Annotated in this window: 21 protein-coding genes; 19 read left to right on the forward strand and 2 right to left on the reverse strand. The window is 72.0% G+C overall.

Annotated features, from left to right (window positions below; translation table 11 throughout):
- The first annotated feature begins 38 nt into the window (after positions 1-38).
- The 17 genes from pflA to ACWC24_RS37680 all read left to right on the forward strand — a co-directional run bounded on the left by pflA (position 39) and on the right by ACWC24_RS37680 (position 20,656).
- Positions 39-863, forward strand: coding sequence for a pyruvate formate-lyase-activating protein (gene pflA / locus ACWC24_RS37600; RefSeq protein ID WP_450667405.1), 825 nt, complete (start codon positions 39-41; stop codon positions 861-863).
- Between the two features lie 233 nt (positions 864-1,096).
- Positions 1,097-2,278, forward strand: coding sequence for an ROK family protein (locus ACWC24_RS37605; RefSeq protein WP_450667406.1), 1,182 nt, complete (start codon positions 1,097-1,099; stop codon positions 2,276-2,278).
- A gap of 222 nt (positions 2,279-2,500) precedes the next feature.
- The gene (locus ACWC24_RS37610) at positions 2,501-4,018 is read left to right on the forward strand and encodes a sugar ABC transporter ATP-binding protein (protein ID WP_450667407.1); all 1,518 of its coding nucleotides are present in this window, start codon (positions 2,501-2,503) and stop codon (positions 4,016-4,018) included.
- On the forward strand, positions 4,015-5,034 hold the full coding sequence (locus ACWC24_RS37615) for an ABC transporter permease (protein WP_450667408.1): 1,020 nt from the start codon (positions 4,015-4,017) through the stop codon (positions 5,032-5,034). The genes ACWC24_RS37610 and ACWC24_RS37615 overlap by 4 nt, the downstream gene beginning before the upstream one ends.
- Positions 5,035-5,051: 17 nt before the next feature.
- Complete coding sequence (locus ACWC24_RS37620; protein WP_450667409.1) at positions 5,052-6,095, forward strand: substrate-binding domain-containing protein; 1,044 nt, start codon at positions 5,052-5,054, stop codon at positions 6,093-6,095.
- Between the two features lie 77 nt (positions 6,096-6,172).
- Positions 6,173-7,393 carry a Gfo/Idh/MocA family protein gene (locus ACWC24_RS37625; RefSeq protein WP_450667410.1) on the forward strand — a complete coding sequence of 407 codons (1,221 nt, stop codon included), beginning with the start codon at positions 6,173-6,175 and terminating at the stop codon, positions 7,391-7,393.
- Positions 7,394-7,405: 12 nt separating this feature from the next.
- On the forward strand, positions 7,406-8,404 hold the full coding sequence (locus ACWC24_RS37630; RefSeq protein WP_392621012.1) for a sugar phosphate isomerase/epimerase family protein: 999 nt from the start codon (positions 7,406-7,408) through the stop codon (positions 8,402-8,404).
- A gap of 140 nt (positions 8,405-8,544) precedes the next feature.
- A complete protein-coding gene (locus ACWC24_RS37635) occupies positions 8,545-11,031 on the forward strand; it encodes a PQQ-dependent sugar dehydrogenase (RefSeq protein WP_450667411.1) in 2,487 nt (828 codons plus the stop codon).
- Between the two features lie 14 nt (positions 11,032-11,045).
- Positions 11,046-12,377 (forward strand): ThuA domain-containing protein, encoded by a 1,332-nt coding sequence (locus tag ACWC24_RS37640; protein ID WP_450667412.1) that lies wholly within the window; start codon positions 11,046-11,048, stop codon positions 12,375-12,377.
- An 87-nt stretch (positions 12,378-12,464) separates the two neighbouring features.
- Positions 12,465-13,586 (forward strand): inositol-3-phosphate synthase, encoded by a 1,122-nt coding sequence (locus tag ACWC24_RS37645; RefSeq protein ID WP_450667413.1) that lies wholly within the window; start codon positions 12,465-12,467, stop codon positions 13,584-13,586.
- Positions 13,583-14,506 (forward strand): SCO3242 family prenyltransferase, encoded by a 924-nt coding sequence (locus tag ACWC24_RS37650; RefSeq protein WP_450667414.1) that lies wholly within the window; start codon positions 13,583-13,585, stop codon positions 14,504-14,506. The genes ACWC24_RS37645 and ACWC24_RS37650 overlap by 4 nt, the downstream gene beginning before the upstream one ends.
- On the forward strand, positions 14,503-15,381 hold the full coding sequence (locus tag ACWC24_RS37655; protein ID WP_450667415.1) for a sugar phosphate isomerase/epimerase family protein: 879 nt from the start codon (positions 14,503-14,505) through the stop codon (positions 15,379-15,381). Before ACWC24_RS37650 ends, ACWC24_RS37655 begins: the two co-directional genes overlap by 4 nt.
- Positions 15,382-15,439: 58 nt before the next feature.
- Positions 15,440-16,081: an EboA domain-containing protein gene (locus tag ACWC24_RS37660; protein WP_450667416.1), complete on the forward strand. Its 642-nt coding sequence runs from the start codon at positions 15,440-15,442 to the stop codon at positions 16,079-16,081.
- The gene (locus tag ACWC24_RS37665) at positions 16,081-16,929 is read left to right on the forward strand and encodes a TatD family hydrolase (protein WP_450667417.1); all 849 of its coding nucleotides are present in this window, start codon (positions 16,081-16,083) and stop codon (positions 16,927-16,929) included. The genes ACWC24_RS37660 and ACWC24_RS37665 overlap by 1 nt, the downstream gene beginning before the upstream one ends.
- A 3-nt stretch (positions 16,930-16,932) precedes the next feature.
- Entirely contained in the window at positions 16,933-18,102 is a 1,170-nt protein-coding gene (gene eboE / locus ACWC24_RS37670; RefSeq protein WP_450667418.1) for a metabolite traffic protein EboE, read from the forward strand.
- Entirely contained in the window at positions 18,099-19,508 is a 1,410-nt protein-coding gene (locus ACWC24_RS37675; protein ID WP_450667419.1) for an alkaline phosphatase family protein, read from the forward strand. Before eboE ends, ACWC24_RS37675 begins: the two co-directional genes overlap by 4 nt.
- Positions 19,505-20,656, forward strand: coding sequence for a sugar phosphate isomerase/epimerase family protein (locus ACWC24_RS37680; RefSeq protein WP_450667420.1), 1,152 nt, complete (start codon positions 19,505-19,507; stop codon positions 20,654-20,656). The genes ACWC24_RS37675 and ACWC24_RS37680 overlap by 4 nt, the downstream gene beginning before the upstream one ends.
- On the opposite strand, the gene ACWC24_RS37685 is transcribed toward ACWC24_RS37680, so the two are convergent.
- A complete protein-coding gene (locus ACWC24_RS37685; protein ID WP_450667421.1) occupies positions 20,653-21,609 on the reverse strand; it encodes a LysR family transcriptional regulator in 957 nt (318 codons plus the stop codon). The two genes, ACWC24_RS37680 and ACWC24_RS37685, sit on opposite strands and share 4 nt — an antisense overlap.
- Positions 21,610-21,710: 101 nt before the next feature.
- Between ACWC24_RS37685 and ACWC24_RS37690 the strand changes: the two genes are divergently transcribed.
- Positions 21,711-22,727, forward strand: coding sequence for an NADP-dependent oxidoreductase (locus tag ACWC24_RS37690; protein WP_450667422.1), 1,017 nt, complete (start codon positions 21,711-21,713; stop codon positions 22,725-22,727).
- Positions 22,728-22,925: 198 nt separating this feature from the next.
- Positions 22,926-23,279: a hypothetical protein gene (locus tag ACWC24_RS37695; RefSeq protein ID WP_450667423.1), complete on the forward strand. Its 354-nt coding sequence runs from the start codon at positions 22,926-22,928 to the stop codon at positions 23,277-23,279.
- Between the two features lie 154 nt (positions 23,280-23,433).
- On the opposite strand, the gene ACWC24_RS37700 is transcribed toward ACWC24_RS37695, so the two are convergent.
- Positions 23,434-25,980: an amino acid permease gene (locus tag ACWC24_RS37700; protein ID WP_450667424.1), complete on the reverse strand. Its 2,547-nt coding sequence runs from the start codon at positions 25,978-25,980 to the stop codon at positions 23,434-23,436.
- Between the last annotated feature and the right edge of the window lie 252 nt (positions 25,981-26,232).

The following is a 26,232-nucleotide window of genomic DNA, read 5'->3' on the forward strand; positions in this document are numbered from 1 at the left end:
GAGATCCGTTCGGACACGGGACGCCAGGAGGCTTCGTGATGAATCTGATCCAGCCGGGCGCCCTGCTGCCCCTCATCCCCGTCAGCACCGACACCCCGGCCGAACAGGCCGCCGCGCTGCGCGGCACCGGGCCGGTCAGCGGCTCGGTGCACTCCTGGGACCTGTCCACCGGTGTGGACGGCCCCGGCACCCGTTTCGTCTGCTTCCTCGCCGGGTGCCCGCTGGCCTGCCTGTACTGCCACAACCCCGACACCATGCGGATGCGCAACGGCAAGCGGACCACGGCCGACGCGATCGTCGAGGAGGTGGTCAAGTACGTCCAGTTCATCCGGGCCGCGGGCGGCGGTTTCACCATCAGCGGCGGCGAACCGCTGCTCCAGCCGGACTTCACCGGCGAGATCCTGCGCCGCTGCCACGACGAACTGGGCCTGCACACCGCCCTGGACACCTCCGGCTTCCTCGGCGCCCGAGCCTCGGACACGCTGCTGGAGAGCGTCGATCTGGTGCTGCTGGACATCAAGTCCTGGGACCGTGAGCTGTATCTGCGCCTGACCGGACGCCAGTTGGAGCCGACCCTGGCCTTCGCCCGCCGGCTGGCCGCGCTCGGCAAGGAGGTCTGGGTGCGCTTCGTGCTGGTCCCGGGCCTGACCGACCCGGCGGAGAACGTGGCGGGGGTCGCCTCCTTCGCCGCGTCCCTGGGCAATGTCAGCCGCGTCGACGTGCTGCCCTTCCACAAGCTCGGCGCCGCCAAGTGGGAGGAGCTGGGCATGGAGTTCACCCTCGCCGAGACCCCCGTCCCGACCGCCGACCAGGTCTCCGAAGCCCGCTCCGTCTTCACCTCGTACGGCCTGTACGCGGTCTGATCGCCCGGCCGGTGCGCTCGTCAGGGGGGTGAGTTTCGCCGGTCAAGTGCCGTGCGCGAAGCGTCCGTTGTGCCGTCTGTTCGTCGGGTCGGACGCTTCTTTGTCCTCTGAGTGGAAAAAGAGTGCGGCAATCCATGCACAGCTTCTTCCCAGGTTCGGCTGCCGCTGATACGTTCCCTGTCGAAAGCCCGACACTGGTGGCCGAAACTGGCGGGGAGGGGCACGTGAGACGCATGACTGCTCGACCGGCGAACACGCATCAGGCTCGTCTGCTGCAGCTGCTGCGTGACGGTGGCCCCAACTCCCGTGCCCAGCTCGGCGACCGGATGGACCTCTCGCGGTCGAAGCTGGCCGTCGAGGTGGACCGGCTGCTGGAGACGGGGCTCGTGGCCGCCGACGGACTCGCCGCCTCGCGCGGCGGCCGCCGCTCCCACAACATCCGGCTCAACCCGGACCTCAGGTTCCTCGGTGTCGACATCGGCGCGACCTCGGTCGACGTCGCCGTCACCACACCCGAACTGGAGATCCTCGGCCATCTCAACCAGCCGATGGACGTCCGGGAGGGGCCGGTCGCGGTCTTCGAACAAGTCCTGGACATGGCCGGGAAGTTGAAGGCCGCCGGGCTCGCCGCAGGGTTCGACGGCGCCGGCATCGGGGTCCCCGGTCCGGTCCGCTTCCCCGACGGTGTGCCGGTCGCCCCGCCGATCATGCCCGGCTGGGACGGCTTCCCCGTGCGGGAGGCGCTCAGCCAGGAACTCGGCTGCCCGGTCATGGTCGACAACGACGTGAACCTCATGGCCATGGGGGAGCAGCACGCCGGGGTCGCCCGCACCACGGCCGACTTCCTCTGCGTCAAGATCGGCACCGGCATCGGCTGCGGCATCGTGGCGGGCGGCCAGGTCCACCGGGGCACCACCGGAAGCGCGGGCGACATCGGCCACATCCAGGCCGTGCCCGACGGCCGGCCCTGCGCCTGCGGCAACCGGGGTTGCCTGGAAGCCCACTTCAGCGGGGCCGCACTGGCTCGCGATGCGATGCAGGCGGCCCAACAGGGCCTCTCCGTCGAACTCGCGGGCCGGTTCGAGACGAACGGCACCCTCACCGCCGCGGACGTCGCCGCCGCGGCCGCGGCGGGGGACGCCACCGCGCTCGAACTGATCCGTGAGGGCGGCACCCACGTCGGGCAGATCATCGCCGGACTCGTGTCCTTCTTCAACCCCGGCCTGGTGGTGATCGGCGGCGGGGTGACCGGCCTCGGCCACAACCTGCTCGCCGCCATCCGCACCCAGGTCTACCGCCAGTCCCTCCCGCTTGCCACCCGCAATCTGCCCATCGTCCTGGGCGAGTTGGGCCCCAGCGCCGGCGTCATCGGCGCGGCCCGGCTGATCAGCGACCACCTCTTCTCACCCGCGTAAGGCCCACAGCGGCTCCGTGCCGCGCCGACCCCCGTCGGCGCGAGCGACCTTCGTCCACCACGCCCACTGACTCGTGCAACAGTTCGCTGACTCGTGTAACCACGTAACGACGCCTTCGTCCGTACGGCACCCAGCCCTGCCCTCCGAGCCGCAGCACGCCTGTCCGGCCGCAGGCGCGGCACGCCCTGACACCGGCCCGCACGTTCGCCGAGGGGAACCCACATGGCACAAGAACCACCGCTGCTCAGCATGTCCGGGATCGCCAAGTCGTTCCCCGGCGTCCGCGCCCTGGACGGTGTCGACCTCGACGTCCAGGCGGGGGAAGTGCACTGTCTGCTCGGCCAGAACGGCGCCGGCAAGTCCACGCTCATCAAGGTCCTGGCCGGTGCCCACCAGCCGGACGAGGGCACCATCCGCTGGCGCGGCGAGCCGGTCACCCTGCGTTCGCCCATCGCCGCCATGCGCCTGGGCATCGCCACCATCTACCAGGAACTCGACCTGGTGGAGCACCTGTCGGTGGCGGAGAACGTCCACCTCGGGCACGAGCCGACCACCGTCGGCTTCGTCGTCCGCGGCAAGGCGGCGCGCACGTCGACGGCCGCGCTGCTCAAGCGACTCGGCCACCCGGAGATCGATCCCGCGCGTCTGGTGGGGGAGTTGTCCGCGGCCCAGCAGCAGATCGTGTCCATGGCCCGGGCCCTCTCCCACGACGTACGGCTCATCGTCATGGACGAGCCGTCCGCCGCCCTCGACCCCGACGAGGTGGACAACCTCTTCCGGATCGTCGCCGACCTCACCGCCGACGGCGTCGCCGTCGTCTACATCTCGCACCGCCTGGAGGAGATCCGGCGCATCGGGGACCGGGTGACCGTGCTCAAGGACGGCCGGGCGGTTGCCGGCGGGCTGCCTGCGAAGACCACTCCGACGCGGGACGTCGTCGCCCTGATGACCGGCCGCAACGTCGAGTACGTCTTCCCGGAGCGGCCGGAGCGGGAACCCGACGCCGAACCCGTCCTGCAAGTAAGGGGCCTGGCCCGCGACGGCGAGTTCGACGCGCTCGACCTCGACCTGCGGCCCGGCGAGATCGTCGGACTCGCCGGACTGGTCGGCTCGGGCCGCTCGGAGATCCTGGAGACGATCTACGGCGCCCGCAGGCCCACGGCGGGCAGCGTGTCCGTCGACGGGCGGACACTGAGCCCCGGGAGCGTCCGCTCGGCCGTACGCGCCGGACTCGGACTGGCACCCGAGGAACGCAAGGCGCAAGCCCTGCTGATGCTGGAGTCCGTCACCCGCAACGTCTCGGTCTCCACCCTGTCCCGCTTCTCCCGGGCGGGCTGGGTCGACCGGCGCGCCGAACGCGGCGCCGCACGGGCCGCCGTGCGGGAACTGTCCCTGCGGCCCGACAACCCCGAAGTGCCCGTACGCACCCTGTCCGGCGGCAACCAGCAGAAGGCGGTCCTGGCCCGCTGGCTGCTGCGCGGCTGCCGGGTGCTGCTGCTGGACGAGCCCACCCGCGGCGTCGACGTCGGCGCGCGCGCCGAACTGTACGCGGTGATACGCCGCCTGGCCGACGACGGGCTCGCCGTCCTGCTGGTCTCCAGCGAGGTGCCCGAGGTGCTGGGCCTCGCCGATCGCGTACTGGTGCTGCGCGAGGGCCGGGTCGTACATACGGCGCCCGCCCGTGAACTGGATGAACACCGTGTCCTCGACCTCGTCATGGAAGGAACCCCGGCGTCATGACGCAGCCTGTCTCCCCGCCCAGGGACACCGCCGGCAAGATGCCGCCGGTCGGCCGACTCGCCCCCTGGCGCGCCCTGCCGGCCCGCGCCGACGTCCGCACCCTCTCGCTGCTCGGGGTGCTCGCCGCGCTGGTCGTCATCGGCGGCATCACCAAGCCCGACGAGTTCCTCGACACCCGCAACCTGCAACTCGTCCTCACCCAGGCCTCCGTGATCGGTGTGGTCACGGTCGGTATGACCTTCGTCATCACCTCCGGCGGCATCGACCTCTCCGTCGGCGCCATCGTCGCCCTCGCCTCGGTCTGGGCGACCACGGTCGCCACCCAGGAGTACGGTTTCGCCGGCATCCTCTTCACCGCGATGCTCGTCGGCCTCGGCTGCGGACTGGTCAACGGACTGCTGATCGCCTACGGCGGGATGGTCCCCTTCATCGCGACCCTGGCCATGCTGGCCTCGGCGCGCGGACTCGCCCTCCAGATCACGGACGGCCGGACGCAGATCGTCTCCATCGACAGCGTCCTCAAGCTCGGCGAGCGCGACTCCTACGTGCTGGGCATCCCGCCCCTGGTCCTGGTCTTCGCACTCGTGACGATCGCCGGCTGGCTCGCGCTCAACCGCACCACTTTCGGCCGCCGCTCCGTCGCCGTCGGCGGCAACGCGGAGGCCGCCCGGCTCGCCGGCATCGACGTCCGCCGCCAGCGGCTCTACCTCTACCTGCTGTCCGGGCTGTGCTGCGGCATCGCCGCCTTCCTGCTGATCGTGCTCTCCGGCTCCGGCCAGAACACCAACGGCAACCTCTACGAACTCGACGCCATCGCGGCCGCGATCATCGGCGGCACCCTGCTCAGCGGGGGGCGCGGCACCATCACCGGCTCCGTGCTCGGCGTCCTGATCTTCACCACCATCACCAACATCTTCGCCCTGAACAACCTCCAGAGCGACGTCCAGCAGATCGCCAAGGGCGCCATCATCGTCGCCGCCGTCCTGGTGCAGCGCCGCACCGCGAGCACGAACTGAGGAAAGGGTTCACCGCCATGTCACACACCACCAGTCGCAGAGGACTGCTCTTCGGAACCGCGGCGGTCTCCGCGGGCGCCCTGCTCACGGCTTGCACCAGCAACGACACCAAGGACGACAAGACCGCGGCGAACAACCAGCCGGCCGCCGCCGACGACAAGCCCGGCAAGCACGTCACCATCGGCTTCGCCGGACCCCAGGCCGACCACGGCTGGCTGAACGCCATCAACGACAACGCCAAGAACCGGGCCAAGAAGTACTCGGACGTCTCCCTGGAGGTCACCGAGGGCTCCAACGACACCGCCCAGCAGATCGGCCAGATCGAGACCCTCATCAACAAGAAGGTCGACGTCCTGGTCGTGCTGCCCGCCGACGGCAAGGCGCTCACCCAGGTCGGACTCAAGGCGATGCGCGCCGGCATCCCGGTCATCAACCTCGACCGCATCTTCAACTCCGCTCAGGCCTACCGCTGTTACATCGGCGGCGACAACTACGGCATGGGCCTCAACGCCGGCCGCTACATCGGCGAGAAGCTCAAGGACAAGCCGAACGCGCGGGTCGTCGAACTCGCCGGACTGGACAACCTGGAGCTGACCAAGCAGCGCACCCAGGGCTTCGACGACGCCCTGAAGAACTACCCCAACATCCAGAAGGTCGCCCGCCAGGCCGCCGAGTTCACCGTCGAGTCCGGCCAGGCGAAGATGGCCCAACTGCTCCAGGCGCAGTCGAAGTTCGACGCCCTGTGGAACCACGACGACGACCAGGGCGTGGGCGCGCTGCGGGCCATCCAGCAGGCCGGACGCGACGACTTCCTGATGGTCGGCGGGGCCGGCGCGCTGTCCGCCTTCCAGGCGATCAAGCAGGACGACGGCGTACTGAAGGCGACCGTCCTGTACCCGCCCACGATGGCCGCCTCCGCCATCGACCTCGCCCGCGCCCTCGGCCAGGGCAAGGGCGTCGGAGGCCTCGCCGAGTTCGAGATCCCCGCCTCGATCACGCTGTACTCGGCCGTCGTCGACAAGACCAACGTCGACCAGTACATGTCCACCGGCTTCCGGTGACCGGACCCGCCCGCACCCCCCACCGCGCTGGGGGCGCAAGCCCCCCGGCGCGCCACGACCGACAGGAGGACGAGCGCATGGAACAGCCGCACCCGTCAGGGGAACCACAGTCGCCACCGGGCGCCGGGAAGCCGCCGCTGCGCGTCGGCATGGTCGGCTACGCCTTCATGGGCGCCGCCCACTCGCAGGGCTGGCGCACCGCGGGCCGCGTCTTCGACCTGCCCCGCCAGCCGGTCCTGGCCGTACTGTGCGGACGGGACGGCCAGGCGGCGCGGACGGCGGCCGACCGGCACGGCTGGGCGGCCGTGGAGACCGACTGGCGGGCGCTGATCGCCCGCGACGACGTCGACCTCGTCGACATCTGCACCCCCGGTGACAGCCACGCCGAGATCGCCCTCGCCGCGCTGGCCGCCGGCAAGCACGTCCTGTGCGAGAAGCCCCTCGCGAACACCGTCGACGAGGCCGTGACGATGACACGGGCCGCCGAGGAGGCGTACGGTCGGGGACGGCTGGCGATGGTCGGCTTCAACTACCGCCGGGTGCCGGCCACCGCGCTCGCCCGCCGGATGGTCGCCGACGGCCGGCTCGGCACCCTGCGGCACGTCCGGGTGGCGTACCTCCAGGACTGGCTGACCGACCCGGACTTCCCGCTGACCTGGCGGCTGCGCAGGGAACTCGCGGGTTCCGGCGCGCTGGGCGACCTCGGCGCCCACATCGTCGACCTCGCCCAGTACCTGGCGGGGGAACGGCTGGCCGGGGTGTCGGCGCTGACCGAGACGTTCGTACGGGAGCGGCCGCTGCCCGGCGGCGCGGGCAGCGGCCTGACCGCGATGCCCGCGGCCGGCACCGGCACCGTCACGGTCGACGACGCGGCCCTGTTCACCGGCCGGTTCGCCTCCGGCGCCCTCGCCTCCTTCGAGGCCACCCGGTACGCCACCGGCCGCAAGAACGCGCTGCGCATCGAGCTGAACGGCGAACGCGGCTCCCTCTGCTTCGACCTGGAGCGGCTGAACGAGCTGTGGTTCCACGACGCCACCGACCCCGGCGTCGAGGCCGGCTTCCGTCGCATCCTCGTCACCGAACCCGACCACCCCTACATCGACGCCTGGTGGCCGCCGGGCCACGGTCTCGGCTACGAGCACACCTTCGTCCACCAGGTACGCGATCTCGTCCACGCCATCGACGAAGGCCGCCTCCCCGACCCCTCCTTCGCCGACGGACTCCAGGTCCAGCGGGTCCTGGCGGCGGTGGAGGAGAGCGCAGAGAAGAACTCCGTCTACACGCCCGTCGCGGACTGAAAGGCCCGTCGCATGCCGCGCCCGTTCACCCTGTTCACCGGCCAGTGGGCCGACCTGCCGCTGGAAGAGGTGTGCCGCCTCGCCCGCGACTTCGGCTACGACGGCCTCGAACTCGCCTGCTGGGGAGACCACTTCGAGGTCGACAAGGCGCTCGCCGACCCCGGCTACATCGCCTCGCGCCACCAACTCCTGGACAAGTACGGCCTGAAGTGCTGGGCGATCTCCAACCACCTCACCGGACAGGCCGTCTGCGACGCCATCATCGACGAACGCCACCGGGGCATCCTCCCGGGCGACGTCTGGGCCGACGGCGACCCCGAGGGCGTACGACGGCGCGCTGCGGAGCGGATCAAGGACACCGCCCGCGCGGCCGCGGCCTTCGGCGTCGACACCGTCATCGGCTTCACCGGCTCCGCGATCTGGCACCTGGTCGCCATGTTCCCGCCGGCTCCCGAGTCGATGATCGAGCGCGGCTACGAGGACTTCGCGGAGCGCTGGAACCCGATCCTCGACGTCTTCGACGCCGAGGGCGTACGCTTCGCCCACGAGGTCCACCCGGGCGAGATCGCCTACGACTACTGGACCACCCACCGCGCCCTGGAAGCGGTCGGCCACCGCCCCGCGTTCGGCCTGAACTTCGACCCCTCCCACTTCGTGTGGCAGGACCTCGACCCGGTCGGCTTCCTGTACGACTTCCGCGACCGCGTCTACCACGTCGACTGCAAGGAAGCCCGCAAGCGCCTCGACGGCCGCAACGGCCGCCTCGGCTCCCACCTGCCCTGGGGCGACCCGCGCCGCGGCTGGGACTTCGTCTCGGCCGGACACGGCGACGTGCCCTGGGAGGACGTCTTCCGCATGCTGCGCTCGATCGACTACCGCGGACCCGTCTCCGTGGAATGGGAGGACGCCGGCATGGACCGGCTCCAGGGCGCCCCCGAGGCTCTCACCCGCCTGCGGGCCTACGACTTCGAGCCGCCGTCGGCCTCGTTCGACGCGGCCTTCTCCAGCTGACGCCCAGGGCCTGCCGTCCGGACCGGTCCCACCCGGTCCGGACGACAGCCCCCGACGTCCGCTCGTAACGGCTCCGGGATGACGGCGCATCCCGGCGTACGCACCCGCCCGTACAACCAGCCCCGATCTGGAGGCCATTCGTGCACGGGAACGACCCCACCACCCGCAACGCGAACCGCAGAACACGTCTGCGCAAGTCGCTCGCCCTGCTCAGCGGGGCGCTGCTCGCAGGCGCCACCCTCACCCTGACCACCCCCCAGGCCGGCGCTGCCGTCACCGGTCAGGACGCCGCCGCGGCGACGGAGGACTTCCAGCAGGTCACCCTCGCCAAGGGCGAGGCGGAGGTCGGCGAGCCCATGTCGCTCGCCGTCCTGCCGGACCGCTCGGTCCTGCACACCTCCCGCGACGGCGAGCTGCGTCTGACGGACGCGGCGGGCAACACCAAGCTGGCCGGCAAGCTCGACGTCTACTCCCACGACGAGGAGGGCCTCCAAGGCGTCGGCGTCGACCCGGACTTCGCGCACAACCGCGCCATCTATCTGTACTACGCACCGCCGTTGAACACCCCGGCGGGCGACGCACCGGAGACCGGTACCGCGGCCGACTTCGCGCCCTTCGACGGGGTGAACCGGCTCTCGCGCTTCGTGCTGAACGCCGACGGCACCCTCGACAAGGCCAGCGAGAAGAAGGTCCTCGACGTCTCCACCACACGCGGCCTGTGCTGCCACGTCGGCGGTGACATCGACTTCGACGCGGCCGGCAACCTGTACCTGTCGACGGGCGACGACTCCAACCCCTTCCAGTCCGACGGCTACAGCCCGCTGGACGAGCGCCCCGACCGCAACCCCGGCTTCGACGCCCAGCGCACCTCGGGCAACACCAACGACCTGCGCGGCAAGATCCTGCGCATCAAGGTGAACGCCGACGGCTCCTACTCCGTCCCGGACGGCAACCTCTTCCCGCCCGGCACGGACAGGACGCGGCCCGAGATCTACGCCATGGGCTTCCGCAACCCGTTCCGGTTCAGCGTCGACAAGAAGACCGGCATCGTCTACGTCGGTGACTACGGCCCCGACGCGGGTGCGGCCGACCCCGACCGCGGCCCGGCCGGCCAGGTCGAGTTCGCCCGGGTCACCAAGGCCGGCAACTTCGGCTGGCCGTACTGCACCGGCGCCAACGACGCCTACGTCGACTACGACTTCGCGACGAAGACCTCCGGCGCCGAGTTCGACTGCTCCGCGCCGAAGAACGACTCGCCGCACAACACCGGTCTGACGGACCTGCCCCCGGCCCAGCCGGCCTGGATCCCCTACGACGGCCCGTCCGTGCCCGAGTTCGGCACCGGTTCGGAGTCCCCGATGGGCGGCCCGGTCTACCACTACGACGCCGCCCTCGACTCGCCCGTGAAGTTCCCCGCGGCCTACGACGGCGACTTCTTCGCCGGTGAGTTCGGCCGCCGCTGGATCAAGCGCATCACCAGCGACGCCGACGGCAAGGTCCAGTCGATCAACGACATCCCCTGGACCGGCACCCAGGTGATGGACATGGCCTTCGGCCCCGACGGCGCCCTCTACGTGCTCGACTACGGCACCTCCTGGTTCGGCGGCGACGACCACTCGGGCCTGTACCGCATCGAGAACGCCACCGACGGACACTCCCCGGTGGCCCAGGCCGCGGCGGACCGCACCTCCGGACAGGCCCCGCTGAAGGTGGCCTTCTCCTCGGCCGGCTCCAGCGACCAGGACGGCGACGCGCTCACCTACAGCTGGGACTTCGGCGACGGAGCGACCGCGACCGGTGCCAACCCCACCTACAAGTACAAGAAGAACGGCACCTACACGGCCACGGTGACCGCCAAGGACACCACCGGCCGCACCGGCAGCGCGAGCGTCCAGGTGGTCGTCGGCAACACCGCCCCCACCGTCACCCTGCAACTCCCGCAGGACGGCAAGCTGTTCAGCTTCGGTGACGCCATCCCGTTCAACGTGAAGGTGACCGACCCCGAGGACGGCAAGGCGGTCGACTGCTCCAAGGTCACCGTCAACTTCATCCTCGGCCACGACACCCACGGCCACCCGCTGACCTCCGCCCAGGGCTGCTCCGGCACCATCCAGACCAGCGCCGACGGCGGACACGACCAGGACGCCAACATCTTCGGTGTCCTCGACGCCCAGTACACCGACAACGGAGGCGGCGGCCAGGAGGCGCTCACCACGCACGCCCGCAGCGTCCTCCAGCCCCGGCACCGCCAGGCCGAGCACTTCAACACCTCCTCCGGTGTCACGGTGACCGCCCGCACCGGCGCCCACGGCGCCAAGACCGTCGGCGACATCGGCAACGGCGACTGGATCGCCTTCACCCCGTACGCCCTGTCCGACGCCAAGAAGATCACCGCGCGCATCGCCTCCGGCGGCGCCGGCGGCACCCTCGAGGTCCGCGCCGGGTCCGCGACCGGCACCCTGCTGGGCAAGGCCACCGTGCCGGTGACCGGCGGCTGGGACACCTACCAGGACGTCTCCGCCGACCTGTCCCACGCACCGCGCGGCACCACCGCCCTCTACCTGGTGTTCAAGGGCGGCAGCGGATCCCTGTACGAGCTCGACGACTTCAACTTCACCACCGGCTGAGAGGAGGCGACACCATGAGAGCAACGGCCAGAACCACCACCGCGGCGCTCGGTGCCGCACTGCTCCTCGGCTGCATGACCGCACCCGCCCAGTCGGACCCGGCCCACACCGCCAAGCGCGTCCTGGTCTTCTCCAAGACCGCGGGCTTCCGGCACGACTCGATCCCCCAGGGCATCGAGGCCGTGCAGCAGCTCGGCCGGGCGAACGGCTTCACCGTCGACACCACCGAGGACGCGGCCGCCTTCACCGGCAAGAACCTCAGCCGCTACGACGCCGTGGTGTTCATGTCGACCACCGGTGACGTCCTCGACGCCGCCCAGCAGGACGCGTTCGAGGGGTACGTCCGGCACGGCGGAGGCTATGTCGGTGTCCACTCGGCCGCCGACACCGAGTACGACTGGGCGTTCTACGGCGGCCTGGCGGGCGCGTACTTCCAGAACCACCCGGCGATCCAGCCGGCCACGGTGAACGTGGAGGACCGCGCCCACGCGGCGACCTCGCACCTGGGACGGACCTGGGAGCGCACGGACGAGTGGTACAACTACCGCTCGAACCCGCGCGAGCACGCCCACGTCCTGGCCTCCCTGGACGAGACGTCGTACACCGGCGGCACCATGGAAGGCGACCATCCCATCGCCTGGTGCCAGGACTACCAGGGCGGCCGTGCCTTCTACACCGGCGGCGGCCACACCAAGGAGTCCTACGCCGACCCCGCCTTCCGGCAGCACCTGCTGGGCGGCATCCGGTGGGTCATCGGCGACGTCCAGGCCGACTGCCGGCCCGAGACCGGCTACCGGCCGCTCTTCGACGGCACATCCCTGGACGGCTGGAAGCAGGCGGGACCGGGCGGCTTCACCCGCTCCGACGACGGCACGCTCACGTCGAACGGCGGCCTGGGGCTGCTCTGGTACACCCCGCAGAGCTTCGGCTCGTACTCGCTGAAGCTCGACTGGAAGGCGGCCGGCGACGACAACTCGGGCGTGTTCGTGGGCTTCCCGCCCTCGGACGACCCCTGGTCGGCGGTCGACAACGGTTACGAGATCCAGATCGACGCCACCGACGTGCCCGAGAAGACCACGGGCTCCGTCTACGGCTTTCGGTCCGCCGACGTGAAGAAGCGCGACCGTGCGCTGAATCCGCCGGGGGAGTGGAACACGTACGAGATCCGCGTGCAGGGCGAACGACTGCGCGTCTGGCTCAACGGCGTGAAGATCAACGATTTCACCAACACCGATCCGGCCCGGAGCCTGCGCGACGGACACATCGGCGTCCAGAACCACGGAGCCGGTGACGACGTGTCCTTCCGCAACATCCGGATCAAGGAACTGCCCGTCAAGGGCAACTGAGCGGCGGCGGGCGGGGGACGCCGGACCCCCGCCCGCCGTCTTGATCCCTCACTCACGCGCGGTTCGCGCCCGCCAAGGAGGCTGCCCATGTCCGCGTCCCTTCCCCGCCCCCGCATGGGAGTGTGGCTGATCGGTGCCCGCGGTTCCGTCGCCACCACCGCCGTGGCCGGCTGCGCCGCCGTGGCGGCGGGCCTGCACCCGCCCACCGGTATGGTCACCGAGACACCGCCGTTCGCCGGCAGCGGTCTGCCGGACCTCGCGTCACTCGTCTTCGGCGGTCACGACACGCTGGACTGCCCGCTGCCCAAACGGGCCGAGGAACTGGCCGCGGACGGTGTCCTGCCGCACGGCCTCCCGGCCGCGGTGGCGGCCGAACTCGCCGCGGCCGACGCCGAGATACGGCCGGGCGGCCCGGCCCGCGGTGACAGCCGAAGCGCCGAGGAGCTGATCGCCGCCTTCACCGCCGACATCCAGGACTTCGTACGGCGCCGGGAGTTGGAGCGGGCCGTCGTGGTCAACGTCGCCTCCACCGAACCGGCCGCCGACGGCGCGGCCCTGCCGCCGAGCTCCCTCTACGCGGCGGCGGCCCTGCGCGCCGGCTGCGGCTACGTCAACTTCACCCCGTCCACCGGCCTGCACCACCCGGACCTGGCCGCGGCGGTCGCCGCCGCCGGTGTGCCGTACGCCGGCCGGGACGGCAAGACCGGCCAGACCCTGCTGCGTTCGGTCCTGGGCCCGATGTTCGCGCAGCGGGCGCTGGACGTGCGCGCCTGGTCCGGCACCAACCTGCTCGGCGGCGGCGACGGCGCGGCCCTGGCCGACCCGGCGGCGGCCGCCGCCAAGAACGCCGGCAAGGAACGCGTCCTGGCCGACACCCTCGGCACCAGCCCCGAGGGCCAGGTCCACATCGACGACGTACCGGCGCTCGGCGACTGGAAGACCGCCTGGGACCACATCGCCTTCGACGGCTTCCTCGGCACCCGCATGATCCTCCAGACCATCTGGCAGGGCTGCGACTCCGCCCTGGCGGCGCCCCTGGTCCTGGACCTGGCCCGACTGACCCTGCGCGCCCACGAGTCGGGCGTCCGGGGCGCGCTGTCCGAGCTCGGCTTCTACTTCAAGGACCCGGTGGGGCAGGCGCCTTCGGCGCTCGGCGAGCAGTATGCGGCGCTCGTACGGTTCGGGCAGCGGCTGCGGGAGACCGCGTGAGCGCCCGTGCCTGGGCCGAACTGCTGCGCCTGCCCGCGCTGTTCACCGTCCCCGGCGATGTGCTGGCCGGGGCGGCGGTGGCCGCGTCGGGACGGCCCGGTCGGCGCACCCTGCTGGCGGCCGGCTGCTCGCTGTGCCTCTACGAGGCCGGCATGGCGCTCAACGACTGGGCCGACCGCGAGGAGGACGCCGTCGAGCGCCCGCACCGGCCCCTGCCCTCGGGCCGCATCCGGCCCGGGGCCGCCCTCGCCGCGGCCGGTGCGCTCACCGCGGCCGGTCTGGCCCTCGCCGCCCGCGCCGGCCGCCCCGCCCTCGCCGTCGCGACCTCGCTGGCGGCCACCGTATGGGCGTACGACCTGGTCCTCAAGCGCACCGCGGCCGGTCCCGTGGCGATGGCGGCGGCCCGCGGGCTCGACCTGCTGCTCGGCGCGGCAGCCACCGGACCGCAGCCGGGCACGGTGCGCCGGGCCCTGCCCTCCGCGGCGCTGCTGAGCACCCACACCCTGGCCCTCACCGCGGTCTCCCGGCACGAGACCACCGGGGGAGCGGTACTGCCCCCGCTCGCCGCGCTGGCCACGGCGGGCGCACTCGGACTCCTGCTCACCCGGGAACTCCCGGCGGGCCGGGGTGCCGCACTCACCCCCGGCCCGCCGGGCCGCACCGCCGAGGGCCCGGCCCCACGGGCGCTGGGCACCGCGCTCACCGCCGCCTACACCGCCCTGGCCGCCCGCCCCTACCTGCACGCCGCCCTCAACCCCTCGCCCCAGCTCACCCAGAAGGCCGTCGGCGGCGGCATCCGCGCCACCATCCCCCTCCAGGCCGCCCTCTGCGCCCGCGCCGGCGCACCCGTCGCCGCGCTGTGCACCGCCGCGCTCGCCCCGCTGGCGGCCCGGCTGTCGAGAAAGGTGAGCGTGACATGACCCTCCGCTTCGGCTACGGCACCAACGGCCTCACCGACCTGCGGCTCGACGACGCCCTCGCGCTGCTCGCCGACCTCGGCTACGACGGCGTCGGCCTGACCCTCGACCACATGCACCTCGACCCGCTGGCCCCCCACCTCGCCGAGCGCACCCGCAAGGTCGCCAAGCGGCTGGCCGAACTCGGCCTGGACGTCACCGTGGAGACCGGCGCCCGCTACGTCCTCGACCCGCGCCGCAAGCACGGGCCCTCCCTGCTCGAACCGGACCCGCAGGACCGCGCCCGTCGCACGGACCTGCTCCTGCGGGCGGTACGGGTGGCGGCGGACCTAGGGGCCCAGGCCGTGCACTGCTTCAGCGGAATCGTTCCGCCAACGGTGGACGAACCCGGTAAGGCATGGCAGCGGCTCGCCGCCTCCCTCACCCCCGTGCTGGAGGCGGCGGACGCCGCCGGCGTGCCCCTGGCCGTCGAACCCGAGCCCGGTCACCTGCTCGCCACCCTGGCCGACTTCCACCAGTTGCGCGGCCTGCTCGGCGACCCGCCCGCCCTGGGCCTCACCCTCGACATCGGCCACTGCCAGTGCCTGGAGCCCCTGCCGCCCCAGGACTGTGTGCGCGCCGCCGCGCCCTGGCTGCGGCACGTCCAGATCGAGGACATGCGGCGCGGCGTCCACGACCACCTCCCGTTCGGGGAGGGCGAGATCGACTTCCCGTCCGTCCTCGCGGCCCTCGACACCATCGGCTACCAGGGCCTGACGGTCGTGGAACTGCCCCGCCACTCCCACGCCGGTCCCCACCACGCCACGATCTCGCTGCCGTTCCTGCGCCGCGCCGCCGACACCCCTCCCGCGACCGCGCCGAAGAGGGGCGCGCCGTGACCTCACCCCACCGGGACCGCGCGGCAGGCCACCCGCCCAGGACGCAAAGGAGCACACCGTGACCCACACCGCCGTCGCAGCGGCGCCCTCCCTCGGCGCCCTGCGCGAACACCTCGACACCCACCTCGATGCGGCCGCCCGGCAGTGGTACCGGCAGGCCCTGGCCGAAGCCGCCGAACACCCCGGCGGACACGGACCGATCAGCGCCTGGGAACTGCGGCTCGCGGAGGCCGGACGCCGCTGCGGCAGCCGGCACGCCGACGCCGCCCGCGTCCTGATCCTGCACGCCGCCCGCGCCGACACCACCGCCCTGACCCGCGTCTACCGGCAGGGCACCGCGGACGAACGCCGGGCCGTGCTGCTCGCCCTGCCCCACCTCGTGCCCGGCGCGGACGCGCTGCAGCTGGTCGAGGACGCCCTGCGCACCAACGACACCCGGCTCATCGCCGCAGCCGTCGGCCCCTACGCCGCCCGTCACCTGGACGCCCACGGCTGGCGGCACGCCGTCCTCAAGTGCCTGTTCACCGGCGTTCCCGTCGACGCGGTGGCCGCTCTCGACGAGCGCGCCCACGGCGACGCCGAACTCGCCCGGATGCTCGACGACTTCGCCGCCGAGCGCACCGCCGCCGACCGCCCCGTCCCCGGCGGTCTGCACCGGGTGCTGGCCCTGGCCACCGCACCGAGTCGCAAGGAGTCCTGATGCGCCTGTTCGACCCCCACATCCACATGACCTCCCGGACCACCGACGACTACGAGGCCATGCGGGCCGCCGGCATCCGCGCGCTGGTGGAACCCGCGTTCTGGCTCGGCCAGCCCCGCACCTCACCCGCCTCCTTCCTCGACTACTTCGACTCCCTGCTCGGCTGGGAGCCGTTCCGCGCCGCCCAGTACGGCATCGCCCACCACTGCACCCTGGCCCTCAACCCCAAGGAGGCCAACGACCCGCGCTGCACGCCCGTCCTGGACGAACTGCCCCGCTACCTCGTCAAGGACCAGGTCGTCGCGGTCGGCGAGATCGGCTACGACTCCATGACCCCGGCCGAGGACAAGGCCCTCGCCACACAGCTCCAGCTCGCCGCCGACCACGGCCTGCCCGCACTGGTGCACACCCCGCACCGCGACAAGCTCGCGGGCCTGCGCCGCACCCTCGACGTCGTGCGGGAGTCCGCCCTGCCCCTGGACCGGGTCCTGGTCGACCACCTCAACGAGACGACCGTCAAGGAGGCCAAGGACAGCGGCTGTTGGCTCGGCTTCTCCGTCTACCCCGACACCAAGATGGACGAGCGGCGCATGGTGGAGATCCTGCGCGCCCACGGGCCCGAGAAGGTGCTCGTCAACTCCGCCGCCGACTGGGGCCGCAGCGACCCGCTCAAGACCCGTGCCGTGGCCGACCTGATGCTCGCCGAGGGCTTCACCGAGGACGACGTCGACCGGGTGCTGTGGCGCAACCCGGTCGCCTTCTACGGACTCAGCGGCCGGCTGAACCTGGACGCCGCCCAGCCCGACGCCACCCACGAGGGCAACTCCCTCGCCCGCGGCGGGGAGTGAGCGATGCGCTTCGCCCACCCCGACGGTACGACCGTCCACCTCGCCTACTGCACCAACGTCCACCCCGCCGAGACCCTCGACGGCGTCCTCGCCCAACTGCGCGACCACTGCGAACCGGTGCGCCGCCGGCTCGGCCGCGACCGCCTCGGGATCGGCCTGTGGCTCGCCCGGGACGCCGCCCGCGCCCTGGACACCGACCCGGCCGCGCTGAGCACCCTGCGCGGAGAACTCGACCGGCGGGGCCTCGAGGTCGTCACCCTCAACGGCTTCCCGTACGAGGGATTCGGCGCCGACGAGGTCAAGTACCGTGTGTACAAGCCCGACTGGGCCGACCCCGAGCGCCTCGAACACACCACCGCGCTGGCCCGCATCCTCGGCGCACTGCTGCCCGACGACGTCACCGAGGGCAGCATCTCCACCCTGCCGCTCGGCTGGCGCACCGGCTGGAGCGCCGACCGCGCCCGCACCGGACACGACGCCCTGCGCACCCTCGGCGCCCGGCTGGACGCGCTGGCCGAACTCACCGGCCGCTCCATCCGCGTCGGCCTGGAGCCCGAGCCCGGCTGCACCGTGGAGACCACCCACGACGCCCTGGTCCCGCTCACCGCCGTCGCCCACCCCCGCGTCGGCGTCTGCGTCGACACCTGCCACCTCGCCACCTCCTTCGAGGACCCGCGCACCGCGCTGGACGCCCTCGCCGCCGCACACATCCCCGTCGTCAAGGCGCAACTGTCCGCCGCCCTGCACGCCGCACACCCCGACCGCCCCGAAGTCCGGCACGCCCTGGCCGAGTTCGCCGAACCCCGCTTCCTGCACCAGACCCGCACCCGCACCCCCGCCGGGCTGCACGGCACCGACGACCTCCCACAGGCCCTCACCGGCCCCGCCCTGCCCGCGACGGCACCGTGGCGCGCCCACTTCCACGTCCCGCTGCACACCGACCCCGACGGCCCCCTCACCGCCACCCTCCCGGAACTGCGCGCCGCCCTCACCCGCCTCGTCGGCGGCCCCCGCCCGCTCACCCGGCACCTGGAGGTCGAGACGTACACCTGGCAGGCACTCCCGCCCGGCCTGCGCCCCCGGGACCGCGACGGGCTCGCCGACGGCATCGCCGCCGAACTCGCCCTCGCCCGCGACCTGCTGACCGACCTCGGACTGAAGGAACAGCCATGACCGGACCCACCCCGCTGCTGGTCCTGGACGTCGTCGGCCTCACCCCCCGCCTCCTCGCCCACATGCCCCATCTGCGGGCACTCGCCGACAACGGCTCCCGGGCGAACCTCGGCACCGTCCTGCCCGCCGTCACCTGCGCCGCCCAGTCCACCTTCCTCACCGGCACGCTCCCCGCCGAACACGGCATCGTCGGCAACGGCTGGTACTTCCGCGAACTCGGCGACGTACTGCTGTGGCGCCAGCACAACGGGCTCGTCGCGGGCGACAAGATCTGGGACGCGGCCCGCCGCGCCCACCCCGGCTACACGGTCGCCAACATCTGCTGGTGGTACGCCATGGGCGCCGACACCGACATCACCGTCACCCCCCGCCCGGTCTACTACGCGGACGGTCGCAAGGAACCCGACTGCTACACCCGACCCGTCGACCTGCACGACGAACTGACGGAGAAATTCGGCACGTTCCCCCTCTTCCGCTTCTGGGGACCGGCCGCCGACCTCACTTCCAGCCAGTGGATCATCGACGCCACCCGGCACGTCCTGCGCACCCGCCGGCCCGACCTCGCGCTGAGCTACCTCCCACACCTCGACTACGACCTCCAGCGCTACGGACCCGACGACCCGCGCTCCCTGAAGGCGGCCACCGACCTCGACGCCGCACTGGCCCCGCTCCTCGACGACGCCCGGGCCGAAGGCCGTACCGTCGTCGCCCTGTCGGAGTACGGCATCACCAAGGTCAGCAGGCCCGTCGACATCAACCGCGCCCTGCGCCGCGCCGGTCTGCTGGAGGTCCACACCCAGGACGGCATGGAGTACCTGGACCCGATGGTCTCGCGCGCGTTCGCCGTCGCCGACCACCAGATCGCCCATGTGTACGTCCGCCGCCCCGAGGACCTGGCCGCCACCCGCGCCGCCCTCGACTGCCTGCCCGGCATCGAGCAACTCCTCGACGACGAGGGCAAGAAGGCCCATCACCTGGACCACCCGCGCGCCGGCGAACTCGTCGCCGTCGCGGAACCCGACGCCTGGTTCACCTACTACTACTGGCTCGACGACGCACGCGCCCCCGACTTCGCGCAGCTCGTGGAGATCCACCGCAAACCCGGCTACGACCCGGTCGAGCTGTTCATGGATCCCCAGGACCCCTACGTCAAGGTCAAGGCGGCCACCGCGCTCGCCCGCAAGAAGCTCGGCCTGCGCTACCGCATGGCGGTCGTGCCCCTCGACGGCTCACCCGTCCGGGGCAGCCACGGCCGCCTCCCCACGAGCGACGACGACGGTCCGCTCCTCCTGTGCTCCACCCCCCGCGCCGTCGGCGACCGCATCGCGGCCACCGACGTGAAACCGCTCCTGCTCGACCTCGCCGGTCTCGGTACCGGCCACCCCGTGAAGGAAGGCACCCGTTGAACGTGAACCACAACTCCGACGACCAGCTGCGCCGCAGCCTCGGCATCGGCCGCCGCAGCTTCCTGAGCACCTGCACCGCCGTCGCGGCGGGCGCGATCGCCGCCCCCGTCCTCGGCGCGGCGCCCGTGCACGCCGCACCCCGGACGGAGAACAAGGGCGGCGAGAACGGCAACGGGCAGGTCCTCGTCCCCGCCGACAGGCGCGGCATCATCCTCTACACCGTCCGTGACGCCATCGGCCGCGACCCGCAGGCCAGCACGCTGCCGTCCGGCTTCCGCGAAGTGTTCGAGCAGCTCGCCCGGTTCGGCTACCAGCAGGTCGAGTTCGCCGGCTACGGCCAGCACGCCAACGCGCCCGGCGGGGCCAGCCTGGAGTCCGTCGAGGGCGCGAAGCAGCTGCGCCGCTGGCTCGACGACAACGGACTGCGCGCCCAGGGCAACCACGGCTTCATCCCCGGCTCCTGGTCGCTGTCCAGCACCGACCTGGACACCTTCAAGAAGCACCTGGAGATCGCCAACATCCTCGGCATGGCCCACGTGGGCACCGGCGGCGACCCCACCAGCAGCGCCTACAAGGCGGACTGGGACGTGGCCGCCGAGAAGTGGCACGCCCTCGGCACCCTCGCCCGCGACGCCGGACTGAAGCTCTACACCCACAACCACGACGCCGCCTACGGCTTCCTCCTCGACGGCGGTCCGCTCGACGCCCAGGGCCGGCCGACGCGCAGCTCCGGCATCCGCAAGCTGGAGTACTTCCTGTCCATCACCGACCCGAAGACGGTCTGGCTGGAGATGGACATCTTCTGGGCGCACGTGGCCCAGTACAAGTTCCGCAGCTACACCGCCCACGACGGCTCGACCCAGACCAACATCTTCGACCCGGCGGGCCTGGTCACCCGCAACGACAAGCGCTACCCGCTGTTCCACGCCAAGGACGGCGTCGTCAACGCCACCAACGGCCAGGGCTACGACATGGTGCCGTTCGGCACCGGCGTCATCGACTACCACACGTTCTTCTCGCGGGTGGGCCACCGCAACTACCACAATCCGATGATCGAGCAGGACAACGCCCCGAGCAGCACGAACCCAGGACAGTCCCTGGAACACGCGGCCATCGGCTACCGCAACCTGGCGGCACTGCGCCGCTAGGACTTCACGGGCCGCAACCGGCTCACGAGTGCCTCCCCGGCAGCCACCGGGGAGGCACTCCCGTTCGTGGGGACCGTGGCCCGCAGCTCCCTGACGAAGGCGCGCACCACGGCGGATCCGGCGAGCTCGGCGGTGGTGACGTAGCCGACCCGGCGCGTCGGGCGCCCGGGGCCGAGATCGGCGATCGTGACCGAGTCCGGTGCTCCGGCCAGGGAGAGCGCCGGCATGATCGCCATTCCCTGACCCGCGCTCACCAGGGAGAGCACCGCTCCGTCGTCCTCCGCCTCGACGCTCGCCTCCGGGATCCAGTCCTGGGCAGCCCACCAATCACGGGTGTACGAGCCGCAGTTCTCGGCCCAGTCGACCAGCGGCAGCGAGCGCGGGGCCGCGTGTCCCGTCGGGTGCGCCAGGGAGTAGGCCTCCTCGAAGAGCTCGCCCGTGACCAGCCCCGGCGGATGCGGCAGGGAGCCGCCCAGCGTGGTGATGGCCATGTCCGCTCTCCCGTCGGCCACTTCGCCCGCGGTGCCGCGCCCCACCTCGCGCACGATCCGTACCCGCGGCTCGATCCCCGGATGCCGGGCGCGCAGCCGCTGGAGGACGGACGGCAGCAGTTGGAGCGCGGCGCTGCGGAAGGCCGCGATCCGCAGCGGCCCCTGCGGCGCGTCGGACCGGGCCGCAGCGCGCGCCTCCCCGGTCAGCACGTCCAGCAGCCGCAGGACGCGGCGGGCGTGTGCCACGGCCCTGTCCCCGGCGGGCGTGGGGCGGGCGCCGGCCCGGCCGCGGTCGAAGAGCACGGCGCCGATCTTGCGCTCGCTGCCGCGGACCGAGTGGGAGATCGCGGACTGCGTCACACCGAGTGCCCCGGCTGCGGCCGAGAAGCCCCCGGCGTCCGCCACCGCCACCAGCACGCGCAGTTCGTGGGGGGCGAGATCGGAGTCGGTCGTGCGAGCCACGGGGCGCTCACCTCACTGTATGAGAACTGCTCATGGAACCTGCGGGTCGCATGAGCTCAACCGGCTGCCCGCCGGGCGCATTCCCGGCCTACGGTCCGGCCATGGACGAGACCGCGCTCACCGTGCACCAGACCGCCCGCCCGTACGGCTTTCCCACCGCCGACCACTTCGCCTTCGTCGAGTCCACGCTGCCCACCCCACCGCCCGGCAGCGCGCTGGTGAAGAACCTCTACTGGTCCGTCGACCCGTACCACCGCGAGATGATGGACGACGTGCCCGGCGGTTTCGCGCTGCACGCGCCGCTGGAGGGCCGCGCCGTCGGACAGGTCGTCGCCTCGCGCACGCCCCGGCTGGCCGAGGGGGCGATCGTGTTCCACCGGCAGGGCTGGCGTACGCACTCCGTGGTCACGCCGGAGGAGACCCGGCACCTGCCCCGCTTCGACGGCGTGCCCCTGAGCGCCTACCTCAGCGTCCTCGGCGGCACCGGCCTTACCGCCTATGTGGGCCTGACCCGGATCGCCCGGTTCCAGGAGGGCGAGGACCTGTTCGTGTCGGCCGCGGCGGGCGGGGTCGGTACGGCCACCGGGCGCTTCGCCCGGCTGCTCGGCGCCGGACGGCTCGTCGGCAGCGCGGGTTCGGCGGCGAAGGCCGGCCACCTCGTCCGGGAGGTCGGCTACGACGCCGCCTTCGACCACCACGACGGACCCGCCGCCGAACTGCTCGGCAAGGCCGCGCCGGACGGCGTCGACGTGTTCGTCGACAACGTCGGCGGCGAGCAACTGGCCGCCGCAATCGCAGCGTTGCGCGAGTTCGGCCGTATCGTCCGGATCGGCACGATCAGCCAGTACAACACCCCCGACGCACCGCCACCGCGCTTCGACTACGCGGACATCGTGGAGAAGAGCCTGCGCATGGAGGGCTTCCTGGTCAGCAACTACCGCGACGTACAGGAGGAGTTGTACGAGTTCGCGGTACCGCACATCCAGAGCGGACGGCTCACCCCGGACGAGACGGTGGTCGACGGCTTCGAACACATCGTGGACGCGTTCCTGGGGATGCTGCACGGCGAGAACATCGGCAAGATCATCGTCCGGGACCGAGGCCAGGCCGCTGTGTAGTCCGGCGACAAGGAGACGGTCGGTGATCAACGGGCCCCGGGACGCGTTTCCCGGGGCCCGTTTCGGGGGGTGCACCGTTCAACGACGCTGTCGGTGAAATGTCACGCGGGCGTGTGCCGCGGGGCCCGGTCGATCTCCGTCGGGTGATCTTCGGTCGGTGGCCGTGACCCGTCCGGTGGGTGCCGTGGTTGAGCCGGTATGCACCTCACCCGACGTCTGTTCACCACTGCCGCCGCCTTCGTGCTGGCGACCGCCCTGTCCACCGCCCCGCCGGCCGCCGCCGCCCCCACCGCGTCCGCGCCGTGCACGTCGATGTGGGAGGCCGTCCGGAAGGTCCCCGTGCGCAAGCCCGCGGGGAACGAGGGGCCGGTCGCGACGACCGTATCGCCCGTCGTGCGGTATCTGCGCCGGGGGGAGAAGGTCCGGTCGTGCGTGGTGGCCATCGGCCGGGGCGGGCGCTCGGCGTACCGGGAGTGCGGGGGCGGGAGCCAATGGCGGATCGTGCTCGGCGGCCAGGTACCGGCCCGGTGCCTGGAGCGGGCACGCCCCTGACGCGGACCCGCGGCTCTGGAGCGGGCACGCCCCTGACGCGGACCCGCGGCTCTGGAGCGGGCACGCCCCTGACGCGGACCCGCGGCTCTGGAACGGGCACGGCTCCGAAGCGGGCCCGCCGCTCTGAAGCGGGCGCCGCCCTGGAACGAAAGAGCTATGGACCGTCCGGCGGTGGCAGGTCCTGCTCGGTCCAGAGCGTCTTGCCGGTGGGGGTGTAGCGCGTGCCCCAGTGGTGGGTCATCTGGGCGATGATGAACAGGCCCCTGCCTCCCTCGTCGTCGCTCGCGGCGTGCCGCAGATTGGGCGCGGTGTGGCCGGTGTCGGAGACTTCGCAGATCAGGGCCCGGTCGCGGATCAGGCGTACCTGGATCGGGCCGCCGCCGTAGCGGATGGCGTTGGTGACCAGCTCGCTGACGATGAGCTGGCTGGTGAACTCGAGATCGTCCAGGTCCCAGTCGCGCAGCTGTTTGCTGACGGCGGTGCGTATGGTGCCCACTGCCTCCGGGTCCGTCGACACCTCCCACTGGGCGAACTGGCTGCGGTCGAGCAGGTGGGTGCGGGCCATGAGCAGCGTCGCGTCCTCGTCCACCGGTCCGGGAAGCAGCGTGTCCACCGCTCGATCGCACAATTGTTCCAGGGATGCTCGGTCGTCGGCGAGGGCGTGGGACAGCCGCGCGAGCCCGGCCGCACGGCTGTCGGAGTCCTGGATGAGGCCGGCCGTGAAGAGGGCGACGAGCGTGCCCGGCGCCAGCTCCAGGTCCATGCTCTCGTAGGGCGGGCCTGCCACGCCCAGCGGCGGCCCGGGGGGCAGTTTCAGGTGGTCGACGACACCCGTGCGCGTCTCGACGACCGCCAGCACCGACTCCCCGGCCCGCGCGAGGCTGCAGTTCCCCGAGACGGGGTCGTACATCGCGTACAGGCAGGACACGCCCAGGGCGCTGTCGGCCCGCGGCTTCGGATGGCCCGGGCCGCGGCCGACCGTGTGCTCGTGCGCGGTCTGCTCGACCAGGTCGTCCAGGCGTGACAGCAGTTCGTCCGGGCTCAGGTCCATCCGGGCCAGGACGCGCACGCCCGTTCTCAGACGTCCCATGGTGGCCGCCGCCTGGAGGCCGTGTCCGAGCACGTCCCCGACGACCAGGGCGACCCGGGTGCCCGACAGGGGGATGACGTCGTACCAGTCGCCGCCCACCCCGGCCCCGCTGTCTGCGGGCAGGTAGCGGCTCGCCGAGTCGAGGGCGACGTGTTGCGGCAGACCGCGCGGGAGCAGGCTCCGCTGGAGTTTGAGGGCCACGGTGTGACCGCGGGTGACCACCGGCATCAGCAGCAGGCCGATCAGCAGGGCGCCCAGGCCCAGGACGGTGACGCCGCCCGTCCGTCCTATCAACGGCAGGTCGACGACGGTCCACCCGTACCCGGGCTCCGCGTAGACCACGAAGGCGGCGTAGAGGAACAGCACGAGCATGATCAGCCCGCCGAGCGCCGGCAGCACCCCCTTGAAGATCAGGTCTCTGCCGCTGTGGGTGAGGACCCTGCGGTGGTACCAGACGCAGGCGAAGCCGGTCAGTCCGTACTGGAACGCGATCGCCAGGCCGATCGAGTCGATCGAGTCGGCCAGGATGTTCTCGCTGAACGAGGACAGCAGCACCAGCAGTGCGATCGAGACCGCGCCCGTGCCCACGGTTCCCCAGGTCGGGGTGAGGTACTTGCGATGGACCCGGGCGAACCGGGGTGGGACGGCCTTGTGGACCGCCATCGAGAAGACGGTCCTGGCCAGGGGCAGGATGGTGGTCTGGGCGGAGGCCAGCGCCGAGGTCAGCACCATCAGGATCAGCAGTCTGGACAGAAGGACCCCAGCCTGCTGACTCCCGAACACGGCCTCGCCCAGCCCGGCGAATATGTCGTCCACGTTGTAGGGGTTGGCGAGCCCGATGCCCGTGGTGCCCACTCCCGCGAACGCCTGCGCCGACGTGGACACCAGCCCGTACATGAGCAGGAGCAGCACGGTGGACAGGACCGCCGCGCGTCCCGGGACGCGGTTGCTGTCGACGGTCTCCTCGTTGACCGAGAACGCGGTGTCCCAGCCCCAGTAGATGAAGACCCCCGCGAGAAGGCCCGAGGTCAGGGCCTGTGCCGAGGTCACCTCGAAGGGGTTGAACCAGGAGGCGGAGACATGGATGGCCGTCGGGGGAGGGCGGGCGTAGACCCTGATCAGCGCGGCGACGGCGAAGACGAGCAGCATCACCACTTCCAGGCACAGCAGCCAGCGCTGGACCGTTGCCGAGACCTGGATACCGGCGTAGCAGATCGCGGTCAGCACGACGATGCAGAGGATGCCCGCCAAAGTGGTCCACAGGCGGCTCTCCGCCGGTCCGTCCAGGCCCACCAGCCGGAAGGCGTAGGAGGCGGCGATCGCGGCGAGGTTCGCCATGACGAGCATGTTGGCGACGATCAGGCCCCAGCCGCCCATCCAGCCGGTGCGTGGTCCGAAGGCACGGGTGGCCCAGGTGAACGTGGTCCCGCAGTCGGCGTTGCTCGCGTTGAGCGCCCGGAAGGCGTACGCGACCAGCAGCATCGGGACGAAGGCCAGCATGGTGATGATCGGGGCCTGCAGTCCGACCCCCGCCACGATGACGCCCAGCGTGGCGGCGAGGCTGTACGCCGGACCGGTGGAGGCCAGGGCCATGACGACCGAGGAGAACATGCCAAGGGCATTGCTCTTGAGTCCCTTCCGGCCGGCCCCTGTGCCGGGCGCGGGACGGTCGGCGGGCGTGGCGGCGCCAAAGTGCCTCACACTTGATTCCAACGCGGGGCGGTTCCCTCCGCAACAGCGCGGGGGCGGTCGTCCGGCCGCGCGGCCGGGGGTCCGGGGTGTGGGGCGGGGCCCAGATAGGTAGAGCGTGGTGTTTGGTTAGTTTTTTGCAGTGTGTGTGTAGATATGTGTGGTGGGGGTTTG

The organism is Streptomyces sp. NPDC001443 (genome assembly GCF_053597355.1).